The 16,401-nt window shown below is 44.7% G+C and carries 18 protein-coding genes; 11 read left to right on the top strand and 7 right to left on the bottom strand.

From position 1 onward, the window contains the following. Positions 1-25: 25 nt before the first annotated feature. From cytR to rraA, 6 genes are all read left to right on the top strand, one after another. Positions 26-1,033 (top strand): DNA-binding transcriptional regulator CytR, encoded by a 1,008-nt coding sequence (gene cytR, locus VEJY3_RS01300; RefSeq protein WP_014230660.1) that lies wholly within the window; start codon positions 26-28, stop codon positions 1,031-1,033. A gap of 161 nt (positions 1,034-1,194) precedes the next feature. Next, on the top strand, positions 1,195-1,740 hold the full coding sequence (locus VEJY3_RS01295) for an SPOR domain-containing protein (RefSeq protein ID WP_014230659.1): 546 nt from the start codon (positions 1,195-1,197) through the stop codon (positions 1,738-1,740). A 153-nt stretch (positions 1,741-1,893) separates the two neighbouring features. Further along, entirely contained in the window at positions 1,894-2,445 is a 552-nt protein-coding gene (hslV, locus tag VEJY3_RS01290; protein ID WP_014230658.1) for an ATP-dependent protease subunit HslV, read from the top strand. 23 nt (positions 2,446-2,468) lie between these two features. Next, positions 2,469-3,800 (top strand): HslU--HslV peptidase ATPase subunit, encoded by a 1,332-nt coding sequence (gene hslU, locus VEJY3_RS01285; protein WP_014230657.1) that lies wholly within the window; start codon positions 2,469-2,471, stop codon positions 3,798-3,800. A gap of 255 nt (positions 3,801-4,055) precedes the next feature. Beyond that, the gene (locus tag VEJY3_RS01280) at positions 4,056-4,973 is read left to right on the top strand and encodes a 1,4-dihydroxy-2-naphthoate polyprenyltransferase (RefSeq protein WP_014230656.1); all 918 of its coding nucleotides are present in this window, start codon (positions 4,056-4,058) and stop codon (positions 4,971-4,973) included. Positions 4,974-5,049: 76 nt separating this feature from the next. Then, complete coding sequence (rraA, locus tag VEJY3_RS01275; RefSeq protein ID WP_014230655.1) at positions 5,050-5,592, top strand: ribonuclease E activity regulator RraA; 543 nt, start codon at positions 5,050-5,052, stop codon at positions 5,590-5,592. 73 nt (positions 5,593-5,665) lie between these two features. Here the strand turns inward: rraA and zapB are convergent, their stop codons facing one another. Then, positions 5,666-5,908, bottom strand: coding sequence for a cell division protein ZapB (gene zapB / locus VEJY3_RS01270; protein WP_014230654.1), 243 nt, complete (start codon positions 5,906-5,908; stop codon positions 5,666-5,668). Positions 5,909-6,255: 347 nt separating this feature from the next. Between zapB and glpX the strand changes: the two genes are divergently transcribed. From glpX to VEJY3_RS01255, 3 genes are all read left to right on the top strand, one after another. Beyond that, positions 6,256-7,263 (top strand): class II fructose-bisphosphatase, encoded by a 1,008-nt coding sequence (gene glpX / locus VEJY3_RS01265; RefSeq protein WP_014230653.1) that lies wholly within the window; start codon positions 6,256-6,258, stop codon positions 7,261-7,263. 130 nt (positions 7,264-7,393) lie between these two features. Then, positions 7,394-8,008 carry a metalloregulator ArsR/SmtB family transcription factor gene (locus VEJY3_RS01260; RefSeq protein WP_014230652.1) on the top strand — a complete coding sequence of 205 codons (615 nt, stop codon included), beginning with the start codon at positions 7,394-7,396 and terminating at the stop codon, positions 8,006-8,008. A gap of 157 nt (positions 8,009-8,165) precedes the next feature. Then, positions 8,166-8,516 carry a DUF3135 domain-containing protein gene (locus tag VEJY3_RS01255; RefSeq protein ID WP_014230651.1) on the top strand — a complete coding sequence of 117 codons (351 nt, stop codon included), beginning with the start codon at positions 8,166-8,168 and terminating at the stop codon, positions 8,514-8,516. Positions 8,517-8,591: 75 nt separating this feature from the next. Here VEJY3_RS01255 and VEJY3_RS01250 read toward each other — a convergent pair whose 3' ends face one another. The 3 genes from VEJY3_RS01250 to VEJY3_RS01240 form a co-directional block, all read right to left on the bottom strand. Beyond that, positions 8,592-9,017, bottom strand: a complete 426-nt coding sequence (locus VEJY3_RS01250) for a DUF805 domain-containing protein (RefSeq protein WP_014230650.1) — start codon at positions 9,015-9,017, stop codon at positions 8,592-8,594. 116 nt (positions 9,018-9,133) lie between these two features. Continuing rightward, positions 9,134-10,048: a glycosyl transferase family 90 gene (locus tag VEJY3_RS01245; protein WP_014230649.1), complete on the bottom strand. Its 915-nt coding sequence runs from the start codon at positions 10,046-10,048 to the stop codon at positions 9,134-9,136. A 126-nt stretch (positions 10,049-10,174) separates the two neighbouring features. Continuing rightward, positions 10,175-10,522 (bottom strand): 5-carboxymethyl-2-hydroxymuconate Delta-isomerase, encoded by a 348-nt coding sequence (locus tag VEJY3_RS01240; protein ID WP_014230648.1) that lies wholly within the window; start codon positions 10,520-10,522, stop codon positions 10,175-10,177. 263 nt (positions 10,523-10,785) lie between these two features. Here VEJY3_RS01240 and tpiA point away from each other — a divergent pair, with 263 nt between their 5' ends. Beyond that, positions 10,786-11,556, top strand: coding sequence for a triose-phosphate isomerase (gene tpiA / locus VEJY3_RS01235; protein ID WP_014230647.1), 771 nt, complete (start codon positions 10,786-10,788; stop codon positions 11,554-11,556). A gap of 109 nt (positions 11,557-11,665) precedes the next feature. Here tpiA and VEJY3_RS01230 read toward each other — a convergent pair whose 3' ends face one another. Next, entirely contained in the window at positions 11,666-12,310 is a 645-nt protein-coding gene (locus tag VEJY3_RS01230) for a YrbL family protein (protein WP_014230646.1), read from the bottom strand. Positions 12,311-12,751: 441 nt separating this feature from the next. Between VEJY3_RS01230 and VEJY3_RS01225 the strand changes: the two genes are divergently transcribed. Then, positions 12,752-14,101: an MBL fold metallo-hydrolase RNA specificity domain-containing protein gene (locus tag VEJY3_RS01225; RefSeq protein ID WP_014230645.1), complete on the top strand. Its 1,350-nt coding sequence runs from the start codon at positions 12,752-12,754 to the stop codon at positions 14,099-14,101. 48 nt (positions 14,102-14,149) lie between these two features. On the opposite strand, the gene galU is transcribed toward VEJY3_RS01225, so the two are convergent. Next, positions 14,150-15,019, bottom strand: coding sequence for a UTP--glucose-1-phosphate uridylyltransferase GalU (gene galU, locus VEJY3_RS01220; protein ID WP_014230644.1), 870 nt, complete (start codon positions 15,017-15,019; stop codon positions 14,150-14,152). A gap of 63 nt (positions 15,020-15,082) precedes the next feature. Next, a complete protein-coding gene (locus VEJY3_RS01215; protein WP_014230643.1) occupies positions 15,083-16,249 on the bottom strand; it encodes a nucleotide sugar dehydrogenase in 1,167 nt (388 codons plus the stop codon). Positions 16,250-16,401: the final 152 nt, after the last annotated feature.

The raw sequence follows: 16,401 nt of genomic DNA, 5'->3' as shown, positions 1-16,401 counted from the left end.
GAACAATTTGAGAGGTTAAAAAACTATGGCGACAATGAAGGATGTTGCCCAGCTTGCGGGAGTATCTACCGCGACGGTATCTCGAGCATTAATGAATCCGGAGAAAGTCTCCTCTTCAACCAGAAAAAGAGTTGAAGACGCGGTACTCGAAGCAGGTTACTCACCAAATTCATTAGCGCGTAATTTACGACGAAACGAATCGAAGACGATTGTTACGATCGTTCCTGACATCTGCGACCCTTACTTTTCCGAAATCATCCGTGGTATCGAAGATGCAGCGATGGAGCACGGCTACCTGGTTTTACTGGGAGACAGTGGCCAGCAGAAGAAACGCGAAAGCTCATTCGTAAACCTGGTATTTACAAAGCAAGCAGACGGGATGCTGCTACTTGGTACTGACTTACCGTTTGATGTGAGTAAGCCAGAGCAGAAAAACCTGCCACCAATGGTCATGGCGTGTGAATTTGCGCCTGAGCTGGAACTGCCAACCGTTCATATCGATAACCTGACATCTGCCTTTGAAGCGGTCAATTATCTGACTCAGCTTGGCCACAAACGTATTGCGCAAATTTCAGGTCCTGATACCGCGGTATTGTGCCAATTCCGTCAACAAGGCTACCAGCAAGCGCTGCGTCGTGCAGGGATCAATAAAGACCCGCAATACAGTATTGTCACCGAGTTCTCTTTTGACGGCGGTGCAAAAGCAGTGCGTAAGCTGCTGGAACTAGCGGAACCACCAACCGCAATTTTCTGCCACTGTGACACGATGGCAATCGGCGCCATTCAAGAAGCGAAAAAACTCGGCTTCCGTGTACCACAAGATCTATCGGTCGTAGGTTTTGATGACATCAATTTCGCGCAGTACTGTGATCCACCGTTAACAACTATCTCTCAGCCTCGCTACGAGATTGGCCGACAAGCGATGCTAATGATGTTAGAGCTTTTAAAAGGCCACGATGTGCATTCTGGTTCTCGTCTCCTGGAGACTAACCTGATTGTGCGCGGAAGTGCGGCGCCTCCTCAACGAGCGTAAACTTTTCTCGCTAAGAGCAGTTAAGTTTCTGTCCATTAAAAGCAGCACTCATTTGGTGCTGCTTTTTTATATGTACCTATCAAGATTAGAGAAACAGGGTGTTTTCTCAACTCGTTCTGGATTAACATATTTGGAAGAATTCTTGATGACCAGAAATGACCGTGGCAAACAAAGATTATGTAAGAAGGGGGCGTGGTACCCCAAAAAAGTCGACAAAAAAACAGCCTTCAAGAAAGAAACCTTGGCGTAGTGGTCTACTGGCAATCGTGCTAGTGGGTGGTTTTGGCTATGGGCTATATTTGCTAAACAATGATCCAGAGCCCCAGCCACAAGTTGTGCAGCAATCAACGGCTCCAGTCAGCAAGCCTAAGGCAAAGACAGATTTACCTCCCCCACCCGAAGAGAAATGGGAATACGTAGAATCTCTCCCAAATCGCGAAGTGGAAGTGGTCGCCAAAGAGATTCAAGTATCGAAGATCCCTTACATCATGCAGTGTGGCGCTTATAAAACTCAAGCTCAAGCGGAAGAGCGTAAGCTCGCCATCGCTTTCCAGGGCTTAACCAGCAAAATTGTTAAGAAAGAAGGCAGTTCTTGGTATCGCATTATTCTAGGCCCATACAAATTTAAGCGCGATGCAGAAAAAGATCGCCATAAATTGCAACGCGCTAAAATCGAACCGTGTGCGATTTGGAAAGAGAATTTCTAGCGATAAAGTACAACCTGGGGCCAGTTTAATCGGCCCTAGGTCACTAGAAACCTACTCCACCGAAACCCCATCCTTTAATTTCCCCTTGAATCCCCTTTTCCTCTCCCCCATATACAATATTACTTCCAAAGAGAAATAATTAAGAGGTCGACTGTGACTACCATTGTATCTGTACGTCGAAATAATAAAGTCGTCATCGCGGGTGATGGCCAGGTATCTCTAGGCAATACCGTAATGAAAGGTAACGCGCGTAAAGTTCGCCGCCTTTACAACAATAAAGTACTGGCTGGGTTTGCCGGCGGTACTGCGGATGCCTTCACCCTTTTCGAGCGCTTCGAAAGCAAACTGCAAATGCACCAAGGCCACTTAACCAAAGCCGCTGTAGAGCTGGCGAAAGACTGGCGTAGTGATCGCGCGCTTCGTAAGCTGGAAGCACTACTTGCTGTTGCAGACGAAACCGCATCTTTAATCATCACTGGTAATGGTGATGTGGTTCAGCCAGAAAATGACTTGATTGCGATCGGTTCTGGTGGTGCGTACGCACAAGCGGCAGCAACGGCACTGTTAGAGAACACAGATCTGGATGCTCGTGAAATCGCAGAAAAAGCATTAAACATTGCTGGCGATATTTGTGTATTCACCAACCACAATCACACTGTAGAAGAGCTAGAATCAACTGCAGAGCTGGCCGCTCCAGCCGAGTAATCGTAACGAAGTAAGGAAAGAATATGTCTGAAATGACCCCTCGCGAAATCGTTCATGAACTGAACCGCCATATTATTGGTCAAGACAAAGCAAAACGTTCGGTTGCGATTGCTCTTCGTAACCGCTGGCGTCGTATGCAACTTGAAGAAAGCCTACGTGTCGAAGTTACACCTAAAAACATCCTGATGATCGGTCCAACTGGTGTTGGTAAAACTGAAATTGCACGCCGCCTTGCTAAGCTTGCAAATGCGCCGTTCATAAAAGTAGAAGCAACCAAATTCACTGAAGTAGGTTACGTTGGTAAAGAAGTAGAAACCATCATCCGTGATCTTACCGATGTTGCAGTGAAGCTCACTCATCAACAAGCGATGGAAAAAGTAAAATTCCGCGCTGAAGAGCAAGCTGAAGAGCGTATTCTTGATGCTCTACTGCCACCAGCTCGTGACAGCTGGGGACAAGCAGAACAGAGCGATGATAGCTCTCACACTCGTCAGATTTTCCGCAAGAAGTTGCGTGAAGGTCAGCTGGACGATAAAGAGATTGAAATCGATGTCGCCGCGCCGCAAATGGGTGTCGAGATCATGGCGCCTCCTGGTATGGAAGAGATGACCAACCAGCTGCAAGGTATGTTCCAGAACCTAGCGGGCGATACCAAGAAGAAGCGTAAGCTGAAAATCAAAGACGCGATGAAAGCCCTTGCCGAGGAAGAAGCAGCGAAGCTTGTGAACCAGGAAGAGCTGAAAGAAGCAGCGATTTACAACGTTGAAAACAACGGTATCGTCTTCATTGATGAGATCGACAAGATCTGTAAACGTGGTGAGAGCTCTGGCCCTGACGTTTCACGTGAAGGTGTTCAGCGTGACCTGTTACCTCTGATTGAAGGCAGCACTGTTTCAACCAAACACGGCATGGTAAAAACAGACCACATCTTGTTTGTAGCTTCTGGTGCATTCCAGGTCGCGAAGCCTTCTGATCTTATCCCTGAGCTGCAAGGCCGTTTGCCAATTCGTGTTGAACTTGAAGCACTAAGCAGTAACGACTTCAAACGTATTCTGACGGAACCTAAAGCGTCATTGACTGAGCAATACATCGCGTTGATGAAGACAGAAGATGTCGACATTGAATTTACTGAAGACGGTATCACGCGAATTGCTGAAGCCGCATGGACAGTAAATGAAACCACCGAAAACATCGGTGCTCGTCGTCTGCATACCGTTATGGAACGTCTGATGGACGAAATCTCTTACGATGCAGCAGAGCAATCTGGTGCTAAGTTTGTGATCGACGCAGCCTACGTGCAAGCTCGTCTGGGCGATACAATTGAAGATGAAGATCTAAGCCGCTTTATTCTTTAATAAGCCCCTTAATCAACAAAGCCCAGAGATTCAGTCTCTGGGCTTTTTAGTTCTGCATAGACAATTCAACAACAGTGTATTTGTGCAATCGCCGGGCAATCGTACTTGAAATGCTATTCTCATACTTCAAAGTCCAGAACCTCGCTTTTCAACCAACCCTTCACTTCCTGACTCTCTTTGACTTGCTTTAGGTCAATAGCGCATCTGCTTCTTTATGCTTATACTGGACACATCGGTTACTAGCACGAAATATCCATGAAACAATCTCTACAGATCTGGCTCGACGCCGCTCGTCCCAAAACATTACCGCTGGCATTAGTCTCTATTCTTACTGGTAGTGTGCTTGCTTATGCTGCAGGTCAATTCTCTTTGCCTATTTCCTTGATGGCGTTTATCACCGCGACTCTGTTACAGATCCTTTCCAATCTGGCCAACGATTATGGCGACGCAGTAAAAGGAACCGACAATGAAAAACGTCTCGGTCCACTGCGTGCTTTACAGTCTGGCGCAGTAACGAAAGAGCAAATGAAGCAGGCAATTGGCTTCAACATCGTGCTCACCGTCATTTCCGGCCTGATCTTAGTGTTTTACTCTTTGAGCTCTCTTGAAAGTATTCTCACCTTCATCGGATTGGGTATTCTTGCCATCCTCGCCGCCATTGCCTACACCATGGGCAGTAAACCGTACGGTTATGTCGGACTGGGTGATATTTCTGTATTTCTGTTTTTTGGCTTGCTTGGCGTATCCGGCACCTATTTTCTGCATACCGGACATGTCGATACCACCCTATTCTTACCCGCTTTAGGGTGCGGCTTACTGGCCGTCGCAGTGCTGAATATCAATAACATGCGTGATATTGATAACGACCGTGAGTGTGGAAAACGAACCGTAGCCGTGCGTTTAGGGCAACAGAAGGCCAAACAGTACCATTTCATCTTATTAGGTGGCGCTATTCTCGCTTTCGCTGTTTACCTGCTTATTCAGGACAAACCGGTTTGGATCAGTCTGCCATTCTTATTGAGCATTTATTTTGTCGCCCACCATGGCAAAGCCGTTTGGGAAACCGAAAAGCCTGCACAGATCGCACCTATGATGCCAGTGATCGTAAAATGCTCGCTGGTTACCAACGTTTTATTTGCAACAATTGTGGTAGCTCAAACTCTGGTAAGTTAAAAAAGGATTGTCATTGCATTGACTTAATGCCCAGATATACTCAAAGACAACCAGTTTCTGTTTAGAAAGGTACGCTATGGAATACAATACCTCAGCACTCTGTGATATTTACCTCGAGCAGGTAGATGTGGTTGAACCAATGTTCAGTAACTTTGGCGGTCGCGCTTCCTTTGCCGGACAAATCACCACCATCAAGTGTTTTGAAGACAATTCTCTGATCCGTGAAACGTTAGAGCAAGATGGCCTAGGTCGCGTGCTGCTAATTGACGGTGGTGGTTCCTTACGCAAAGCCCTTGTCGACGCAGAAATCGCAACCATCGCAGAAGAAAATGAGTGGGAAGGCATTGTCGTATACGGCTGCGTTCGTGAAGTCGACGAACTCGAAGATATGAACCTTGGCATTCAGGCTCTCGCTTCTATTCCTGTCGGCGCATCTAGCCAGGGGATAGGTGAACTCGACGTACCGGTGAACTTTGGCGGCGTTAGCTTTCTACCAGAAGACTACATTTACGCGGACAGTACTGGCATCATTCTCTCTCCAGAACCGCTCAATATAGACCTAGAACTGGACGAGGAAGTTGAGGAAGAAGAGTTAGAGGAACAAGATCCTAGGCTTTAGCGCTTTTCCCGACACCAAATACACAAACACCCGCTTATAGCGGGTGTTTTCAATTCTGGACAGAAAAGTAGAATTATTCCACTTCTTCCATTTTGCCAAGTAGTGCACGAATGCGCTCTTGCCACTGCGCGTGCTCTTGCTGTGCTTGCTCTGCTTTTTGCTCAAGCTCTTCACGTTGCGTGCGAAGCTCGTTTGCTTGTGCTTCTAGCTTTACTTTATCTTCTTTCAGCTCTTCAACTTCCATTTGAAGAAGAGTGATTGTGTCAACTGCAGTTTGAATTTTAGATTCTAGTTGTGCTAATACTTCAAAAGACATCTTGGCCTACCTATGTTGTTCCGTTGGGATGATGCACGAGACAGGCGCGCACCTTACCTATATGAGGTTCATTCTACTCAGCGTTGCGACGAGAAACACTCACTATATTCGATATTTTGCATCATTCGGTTAAAAAACCGGCGCAATCTCACTAAATGCTGACTTTTCTGATCACCGAAGCATTTTTGAGCAAGGTATTTGCCTCTCGCCACGAGAAAAACGCACTCAGTATTGATCAAATTCAACTTAACCAAAGTAAAAGCTCGGCAAAAACGCAAACGTTTAACACTCGTTATGGTAAAATCGCCGCGCAAATTCTTCTTCCCTCTTGCTTACTTGGAGACATCATGAAACGTGATTTAGCAATGGCATTTTCCCGTGTTACTGAAGGTGCAGCACTGGCTGGTTATAAATGGCTTGGTCGCGGCGATAAAAACGCAGCGGACGGTGCAGCCGTTGAGGTTATGCGCACACTACTGAACAAAACAGAAATCAGCGGTGAAATTGTTATTGGCGAAGGTGAAATCGATGATGCACCAATGCTGTACATCGGTGAGCAAGTGGGTATTGGTGGCGATGAAGTCGATATTGCAGTCGATCCTATCGAAGGCACACGCATGACGGCCATGGGTCAATCAAATGCTTTAGCGGTTCTTGCGGCCGGTGAAAAAGGCAGTTTCCTTAAAGCGCCTGACATGTACATGGAAAAACTGGTGGTTGGCCCAGGTGCAAAAGGCGTTATCGATTTAGAAAAGCCACTAAATGAAAACCTAGAGAACATCGCCAAGGCGCTGAACAAAACTCTAGACACTTTAGTTGTGATCACGCTGGCTAAGCCTCGTCACGACAAAGTGATCGCAGAAATGCAGGCAATGGGCGTACGTGTATTTGCTGTGCCAGACGGTGACGTGGCTGCTTCAATCCTGACTTGTATGCCAGACAGCGAAGTGGACGTCATGTACTGCATTGGCGGCGCACCAGAAGGCGTAGTTTCTGCGGCGGTAATTCGTGCACTAGATGGTGACATGCATGGCCGTCTACTACCTCGTCATGAAGTAAAAGGTAATACAGAAGAAAACCGCATCTACGGCGCAGCCGAACTAAAACGCTGTGAAGAGATGGGAGTGAAAGCAAACGTCGTGTTGAAAATGGAAGACATGGCATGCAGTGACAACGTTGTGTTCTCCGCGACAGGCATCACCAAAGGTGATCTGTTAGAAGGTATTACTCGCCAAGGCAATATCGCGACAACCGAAACGCTGCTCATTCGTGGTCGCTGCCGCACCATCCGTCGCATCAAGTCGATCCATTACTTAGAGCGTAAAGATCAAGAAGTGCGCGATATTATTCTTTAATAAAGATCAGAGATTCTAGGGCCTGGATAAACGGCCCTAGAATCTCGCTTATCTCGCCAAAACTAAGTCAACACTTTTCTTTACAAAACCTATCGCGCATAATATGTCATGACATATAAATGGTGGGAATATGAAAACCGTAGATAGGATATTGCAAATCGTTAAGCGTGACGGCTCTGTCACGGCAAAACAACTCTCTTCTGAACTTGGAATGACCACCATGGGTGCACGTCAGCATCTGCAAGGTTTAGAAGATGATGGCATCCTGTCTATCTACGACGTCAAAGTCAAAGTCGGTCGCCCGACCAGACACTGGGCTCTTACTCAAAAAGGCCATGAGCAATTTGCCGATCGCCATGGTGAACTTACCGTACAATTCATCGAAGCCGTCGAACACATCTTTGGTAAAGATGGCCTAGAGAAAGTGACCTCTGAGCGCGAAAAGCTCACGTTACAAAACTATCGTCAACATCTTGATCAATGTGACACGCTGGAAAGCAAATTGAAAACGCTCGTCTCATTACGAGAACAAGAAGGCTACATGGCAGAACTAGAGCAAGATGAGCACGGTTTTATCTTAATTGAGAACCACTGTCCGATTTGTAAAGCTGCTACACGTTGCCCTAGCCTCTGCCAGTCAGAGCTAAGTGTATTCCAAGCTCTACTTGGTGGTGAAACTCGTGTGGAACGCACTGAGCATATCATTAGCGGCCAGCGACGTTGCGTATACCGTATTCAAGCGTAGGTAATGATTAGAAACACGCAGCTCCTGCCTACAACTCACCTATGAAAATGCTCTCTTATATCTGAGACTACAGAGTCATTTCGCCGTTCTCCTCTTGTCCGTGATATACGCTTTTAATATCGAAGTGTAACTATCCGTATGGATTGGGAGACAAACGATGGCCAATCTGCGTACTCACAAACCGCAAACTCTGCCTTCTTTCGACGAACTAATGCAAATGGCACAAGATGACCCGGAAGCTTTTGAGCAATTCCGACAAGATAAGGCCCGCGAAATGATAGAAGGCGCATCAGAAAGCATGCAGCCACGACTTTGGGCGCAGCAGAGCCATACAGACAGAGTGATCAACAACTGTAAAAACCCAAACCATGTCAACGTGGCATTGATGAATGAACTACAGAAACAAGTGATAAAGTTCAGAGAAGCGTTGCAAGGAACACCACAACCTGAAAAGACACGTAATGTGGTTCAATTCAGGTCAATGAGGGACAATGACGATTATTGTTGATGACTCTCGGATCCTGTAATAATCGCCCTTAAACTTACCAATACGCTCACTCGTCGTCCTAGCGAGCAGCATCATTTATCCAACCGGATCAGGACCGTACTTATTAGGGCCTTTCGTTCCTTTTAATAAACCACATTCAACCAAAATCCATAAGCCACAAATTAAAGATATAGAAGCAATGAACAGTTGCGGCGTAGCCGACTCTTGTGAAACTGGGCTCGTCATTGGTGTAGCGAGTCGGCCCAAAACCAAAGGAATATTCAGCGCTAACCAATAAATCGATTTATCACGATCGTGCCAGCGCTTTGTGGTAATCGCGAGATCAGGAATAAGCATGACCAAGAGAAAAATAGGCAGCAGAAGGTGAGAAAACGCGGGAAACAGCTGATTGATACCCACGCCAAAACCTAAGATAGAAACGTAATAGACAATGTTCCATATCCAAAACGTTTTACGCCCGATACGCCCTCGAAAAGAAAACAATAGCTCTTTAGTTAGCATTCGCAATTACCCAAAAAAATAAACATGTCATTCAAATAGCACTGGTAGCCTAAAAGTTTGTCTTTACTACTAGCATAGAGCAGACGAGCCTTCATGTTTTAAAATATCAATAAAAATCAGCGATTAGTGATAGAGAAATACTTTTCCAACGTTTTGATACAGACAAGGTCTTCTCTATTTTTATCTTGGAACTGCGCAACATGCTCATGGGCATTATCCAAAATTTTCTTGGCTTCAGCTGGGTTCTTTAAGTAGTAATTGACCTTATCTTCAAAGTCAGACCAATCATCTTTAACTTCTATATAATGTACACTCGGCTTAAGTGCCCCCTCCATAAACCAGGTTTCGAATCGCATTTTCGGCGTGATAACGACTGAGTTTGAAGACATCGCCCATTTTAAGTTAGAAGCCACGTCATTCCCTTCTAGGCAAATGAGAAATTTATATTGAAGCTGCTCCTCAATGGACATAAATGGCTGCTTCCACTCAGGGTGCTCTTTAGACGGGTTTGATTGACCCGCATCTACCAGTGGATGGCCAAACATGGCGTTCATAAAACGAATGCGATGTTTTTGTTTAACAGCGCCGCGGAAAACCGCCATATCTTTCTTATCCAGATATTCTGTTTTGTCTTCAATAAAACGAAAGTGGCGCATTTTATCTAACTTAAACAACACCGACGTTGAGTTGTCACCCTGTGTCGGCCTGGCTTTATACAGAGTTGGCTGTGGCTCGACTTTTACGTGGTCGCCAAAGTAGTACGCGAACTTAAGGTGTTTAGGAAAATAGTGCAGGTACTGCTTTAAGTCATAGAAGTAAGCACTCTTGCCACGACGCTGATAGGTGTGTTGCGTGATAGCATCACTTGGTAACTCATGTAATTCATTCGGCTTACAGTAATAATCAACACGAGCCTGAATCGCGTCTTTATCCTGTTCAAAATGGCGCTCTAATTGAGCTTTACGTCGTTGAAAAACAAAGGACGGAACGACGTTGAGTAGTAAGTTGTTAAGGTAGTAGAAAAGTTTCATTAAATAGACCTAGAAGTCAATGCCGTGCAATAGGTTAGCAGAATCACAAAACTAGGGGTAGATGAACTAAGGCTTCACTGCGTGAGAAAGGTCACCACGCAGCGAGTTAATAGAAGAAGATGGTCGTTAGTTCACTACTTTCTGAAAACTCTCCACATCCATATCGCGAATGTTCACCGTTAGGCTGTGAACATGGCTGGCTTGCTCTTGAAGTACAACCATTAAGTCTCGGGATAACGCTCGTTTTTGTTCTGACGTTCTTCCTTCCAGTAAATCAAAGTTTACATGGATAAAATCCAGACTGTCGCCTTCTTCACCTATTAGCCAGTTATGACAGCGGAGTGTTCTTGACTTCACTGATGCCAATTCAAAAAGCCCGCAATCCAACGCGGCTCTATGTAAATCTTCTAGTAATCCTTGAACGTTGACGCGCTCTTCCACTGAGTTCGAATACTCTAAAACCAAATTTGGCATTTTGATTCCTTTCTACAACATTAAAATCCAGTGCGTAGTAATACCAATCCAAGCTGCAATTTCCGAGGAATGAACTATCATTCTGTCTACGTGATCACCAATCGATTGCTTTTGATAGAACTGACAGAAACAAGTGCTACGCTGACCAGATGTACAAAGCCGAACAAGACATGATACCAATCATGATCTGTTCAAATTATTCTGTTATATTCTTTCGTAGATTTTTTACATTAATCATTAATAGATAATACGGAGATATTCCTATGCGTCGTCCTGTAGTTATGGGTAACTGGAAACTAAACGGCAGCAAAGCAATGGTAACTGAGCTGCTAACTGGTCTTAACGCTGAGCTTGAAGGCGTTGAAGGTGTTGACGTAGCAGTAGCTCCACCAGCACTTTACATCGATCTAGCTGAGCGCGTAATCGCAGAAGGCGGTAACAAGATCATTCTAGGTGCGCAAAACACTGACCTAAACAACAGCGGTGCTTTCACTGGCGACATGTCTCCAGAAATGTTGAAAGATTTCGGTGCTACACACATCATCATCGGCCACTCTGAGCGTCGTGATTACCACAACGAATCAGACGAGTTCATCGCGAAGAAATTTAACTTCCTAAAAGAAAACGGCCTAACGCCAGTTTTCTGTATCGGTGAATCTGAAGCACAAAACGAAGCAGGCGAAACTGAAGCAGTATGTGCTCGTCAAATCAACGCAGTTATCGACGCTTACGGCGTTGAAGCTCTAAACGGCGCAATCATTGCTTACGAACCAATCTGGGCAATCGGTACTGGTAAAGCAGCAACAGCTGAAGATGCACAACGCATCCACGCTTCTATCCGTGCACTAATCGCAGCGAAAGACGAAGCAGTTGCTGAGCAAGTAATCATCCAATACGGCGGTTCTGTTAAACCAGAAAACGCAGAAGCATACTTCTCACAACCAGACATCGATGGTGCTCTAGTTGGTGGTGCTTCTCTAGACGCGAAGAGCTTCGCAGCAATCGCTAAAGCAGCGGCAGCAGCAAAAGCTTAATCTTGTTTATAAACAAGAAAAATAACAAAGGGATGCGTGATGCATCCCTTTTTGTATTCCTAGATATCTATCTAATCAACCACCAACACTCGCAACTTAGAACAGCTGGTTATTTCAGATATAAAGACTCAAACTCATCAACTTTACGATTGTAAGTTGCTAACTCTTCATCCTTATCTCTAATCTGCATACTTAGGTGTAAGTTCTTTCTCAAAAATTTCTTAAACTTACGATTAATTTTTTTACTTGTCAGGTAAGGGATAAAATCAGATATCGGAATAAACTCTGTATTGCCAAATCCATCAATCAGATAAAGTGTGATATCGCTTTCTGCCTGCCTCACCAATATATTTGTCATCACCAAGTCGCTTGGTATGACCCTGTTCTTAAGCAAGTAATCTTTGAGAACTCGAATTGCCAACAGCAACTTATCGATATCAAGATTATCTCCTTGCTGCACAAGATATTGTGCGAGATTCTTTGAGACTGACAAATTGTCATCCAAAACCACTTGCTGCTTAAATCCAACACGTGTCTCTGTTGTGACCTCCCCTAAGAAATTAGGGATATGTGCGAATTGAACGTTTTTCTTTTTTAATCGCTCAAAAAACTCAATTTCTCGATACGTTTGCTTTGCAGCGTCTTTCTGACTTAACTTTACACACTGAGCAGGGTTGCTGGGATTTTGATAACAAACTCGCTCGGTACCCTTACCAATGACCGCCCAATTTTGGAATTCATGATCTGATTGCATCTTTAACCTTTACATGTTTTCTCTTGTAATCGACAGCAGAAATACGCTTACGTTATACTTTCAAGAGGCTCTCTTTGAACTTAATGCTAATTGTACCACGAACGAGGAAAACTGTGACGAGTCGCTCGGATATTAGGGTTAAAGTTGCTAGGTTTTAGTATCTAGGTCCTTCCCTCAAGAGCATCATTCCGAGGAGCCTAAGCGGCATCAGGAATCTACTAACTGTGAATACATAAACCAAGGCAAATACACTAACGATAAAAAACTTTGTACGTAACTCCTAAATCACGCTTCTTTGTCGCTTTTCTCTATTACAGTGTTTATTGATGCTAACTTAATCGCATTTCAGTACTTTTCCAACTTATTACATCTAATCTACTGAAACATAAGCCTTACTCTTTCACAGCCTGCTCGCCTATGCTGAATAGATAAGGAGAAAGCATGACGACACCAATATCAGACATCGCCAGTGTGATCCATCATGGCGGGAAGCATACTGTTACTGGATCCTGTCATGAGCTTAAGCTCGCCAATGGCAGTATTTTGATTGATTGTGGACTCTTTCAAGGCAAGGACCTCAGTTTTGGTGGACGCAATGCCTCACTGAATATCGAGTTTCCTACCGATCAGATAAAAGCTCTCGTTCTGACTCACGCTCATATAGATCACATTGGCAGATTGCCATGGTTACTGGCAGCTGGATTTAAAGGGCCAATATATTGCACGCAAGCAACGGCGGAGCTCGTCCCTTTAATGCTTGAAGACGGCTTGAAACTGCAACTCGGTTTAAACTACCACCAGCGACAACAAGTCCTCAATATCATCAAGAAACAGCTCGAGGCCTGCGCTTATCAGCAGTGGATAGAACTCCCTGCCCTCGCACATGTTCGCTTTCAACCTGCAGGGCACATACTGGGTTCTGCGTATGTCGAATTTAAACTCTCAAATAATGAAGTTGTCGTTTTCTCCGGTGACTTAGGGCCATCGAATACACCACTTTTGCCTGATCCACAATCGCCAGAGCGCGCGGACTACCTATTTATGGAATCCACCTACGGCAATAAACAACATGAAGACATTGCAACGAGAACAAAGCGTTTAAATGACATCATCGATCATGCGTTAAAAGATGGTGGTGTAATTCTGATCCCTGCTTTTAGTGTAGGTCGAACACAAGAGCTGCTATTTGATATTGAGCAATTGATTAACCAGCATGAATTGGCACCTTCATTACCCATCATCCTAGACTCCCCTCTAGCAAAAGAAGTGACAAAAACGTATCGACGTTTTAAAACCTTATGGAGTCAGGAAGCAAAACAAAGATTAGATAATCAACGCCATCCACTCGCGTTCGATCAGTGTATTACTGTACAGAGCCACACCGAGCATAAAGCCTTAGTAAACCGACTCGCTTTAACTGATGAACCCGCCATTGTTGTGGCCGCTTCCGGAATGTGTGAAGGCGGTAGAATCGTCAACTATTTAAAAGCACTGCTTCCGGATAAAAGAAACGATGTGCTATTCGCTGGCTATCAAGCTCAAGGTACGTTGGGTGAGGCGATACAATCAGGAATTTCAGAGGTTGAGATAGATGCTCAAGAAATCCAAGTTAATGCTCAGATTCATACTATTTCTGGTTATTCCGCCCATGCAGACAAAAGTGATTTACTCAAGTTTATTACTGGCATTCCCACAACACCAACAGCCATTCATTTGATTCATGGGGAAGATGAAGCCCAACAAGTATTGGGGAAGGAATTAGAGAAGAAAGTATTTACGGTGGTTTATTGATAGTGGAGGTTATGGGCCTAGGAATCTAGTACCTGGGCCCTAACGTAATTAAGCCACTTTTACTGCGGGTACGTCTTCAACCTGATTTTTCGAAGGTTTGTTGTAAATATTCTCGAAGCAGTAATTTGTCGCCTCAATGTAACCTTCTACGCTACCACAGTCGAAGCGCTGCCCCTTAAACTTGTACGCCAATACGCAGCCGTTTTGTGCTTGCTGCATCAGCGCATCCGTAATTTGAATTTCGCCACCTTTGCCCGGCTCAGTATTTTCAATTAATTCGAATATATCAGGAGTCAAAATATAGCGACCAATGATCGCCAGATTACTTGGTGCGGTGCCCGGCTCTGGCTTTTCAACCATATTGTCGATGCGGAAGATGTCGTCTTTGATCATCTCACCGGCAATGACACCGTACTTATGCGTCTCTGTTTCTGGGACTTCTTGTACGGCAACAATCGAACAGCGGAACTGCTTGTACAACTCAACCATCTGCGCCAAAACACCTTTGTCTTCGTTAACACACAGGTCATCGGCCAATACCACGGCGAACGGTTCGTCACCCACAAGCTCACGCCCGGTCAGAATAGCATGACCTAAGCCTTTCATTTCACTCTGACGGATATAAGTGTAGCTCGCTGAATCAATCAAACTACGGATATCATCTAACAGCACTTCTTTACTACTACCGCTGATTTGATGCTCTAATTCGTAGTTTTTATCGAAGTGATCCATCAGCGAGTGCTTGCCACGGCCTGTCACAATACACATGCCGTCCATGCCTGCTTCAATGGCTTCTTCGACGCCATACTCGATGAGTGGTTTGTTGACCACTGGCATCATTTCTTTTGGCATAGATTTAGTAGCAGGCAAGAAACGTGTACCGTAACCCGCTGCTGGGAATAGACATTTTTTTATCATTTTTAATTACCAACTGAAAAAAAGCTCCTCGGAAGGAGCCTTTAGCTTTAAGAAAAATTGAAATTAATCGCTACCAAACAGGTCACGTGTATAGACTTTATCTGCGACGTCAGCCAGTTCTTCTACCATACGGTTTGAAACGATCACATCAGCAGTCTGTTTGAACTCGCTCAAATCTTTTACGACACGAGAGTTGAAGAACTCCTCTTCCTGCAGAACAGGCTCATACACCACGACATCAATACCTTTAGCTTTGATGCGTTTCATGATGCCCTGAATAGAAGAAGCGCGGAAGTTATCAGAACCTGCCTTCATGATCAGGCGGTAAATACCGACGACTTTAGGCTGGCGTTTGATGATCGACTCTGCAATAAAGTCCTTGCGCGTGCGGTTTGCATCTACAATTGCACCAATGATGTTATTTGGTACATCTTGATAGTTTGCAAGAAGCTGCTTGGTGTCTTTTGGCAGACAGTAGCCACCGTAACCAAACGATGGATTATTGTAATGATTGCCAATACGAGGATCTAAACCGACACCTTCGATAATTTGGCGTGCGTCTAAGCCATGCGCTTCCGCGTAAGAATCCAGCTCATTGAAATACGCAACACGCATCGCTAAATAAGTGTTTGAAAACAGCTTAACCGCTTCTGCTTCTGTTGAATCGGTAAACAGTACCTGAATGTCTTCTTTTACCGCACCTTCAACTAACAAACTTGCGAAAGTCTCGGCACGTTCACTACGCTCACCGACAATAATACGAGATGGGTGTAGGTTGTCGTAAAGCGCTTTACCCTCGCGTAGAAACTCTGGTGAAAAGATAACGTTTTCGCAGCCTAGCTCTTGCTTAATACGAGCAGTGTAACCAACCGGCACCGTCGACTTGATGACCATCACAGCATCTGGATTAATTGACATTACGTCTTTAATCACGGCTTCTACCGAAGAGGTATTAAAGTAGTTCGTCGTCGGGTCGTAATCAGTTGGTGTAGCAATCACAACGTATTGAGCACCACTGTAGGCCAACTCTCTATCTGTCGTAGCGACAAAATTTAACTGCTTTTTTTCTAGGAAGTATTCTATTTCCGCATCCACAATCGGAGGTTGCTTTTTGTTTAGCAACTCAACTTTTTCTGAAATGATATCCAACGCAACAACTTCGTGGTTCTGTGCCAACAGCATGGCGTTGGAAAGCCCTACATAGCCGGTACCTGCAACTGCAATTTTCATTGATAAATCCTTGGTTTCTTTTTATCCGAGAATATCAGAATTTGAAAAATTGGACTAGACCGATGCTTGCTAGTTTAAATAACAAAAATGTCAAGATTGACATTGTCAAAAAATAGACAGCAAAGTGTCAATTACTCTTTAGTCTGTAAACG

It is taken from the genome of Vibrio sp. EJY3 (genome assembly GCF_000241385.1).
Lineage (GTDB): Bacteria > Pseudomonadota > Gammaproteobacteria > Enterobacterales > Vibrionaceae > Vibrio > Vibrio natriegens.
Note: the sequence above shows the minus strand (reverse complement) of the source record. Positions and strands in the feature narration are given on the sequence as shown.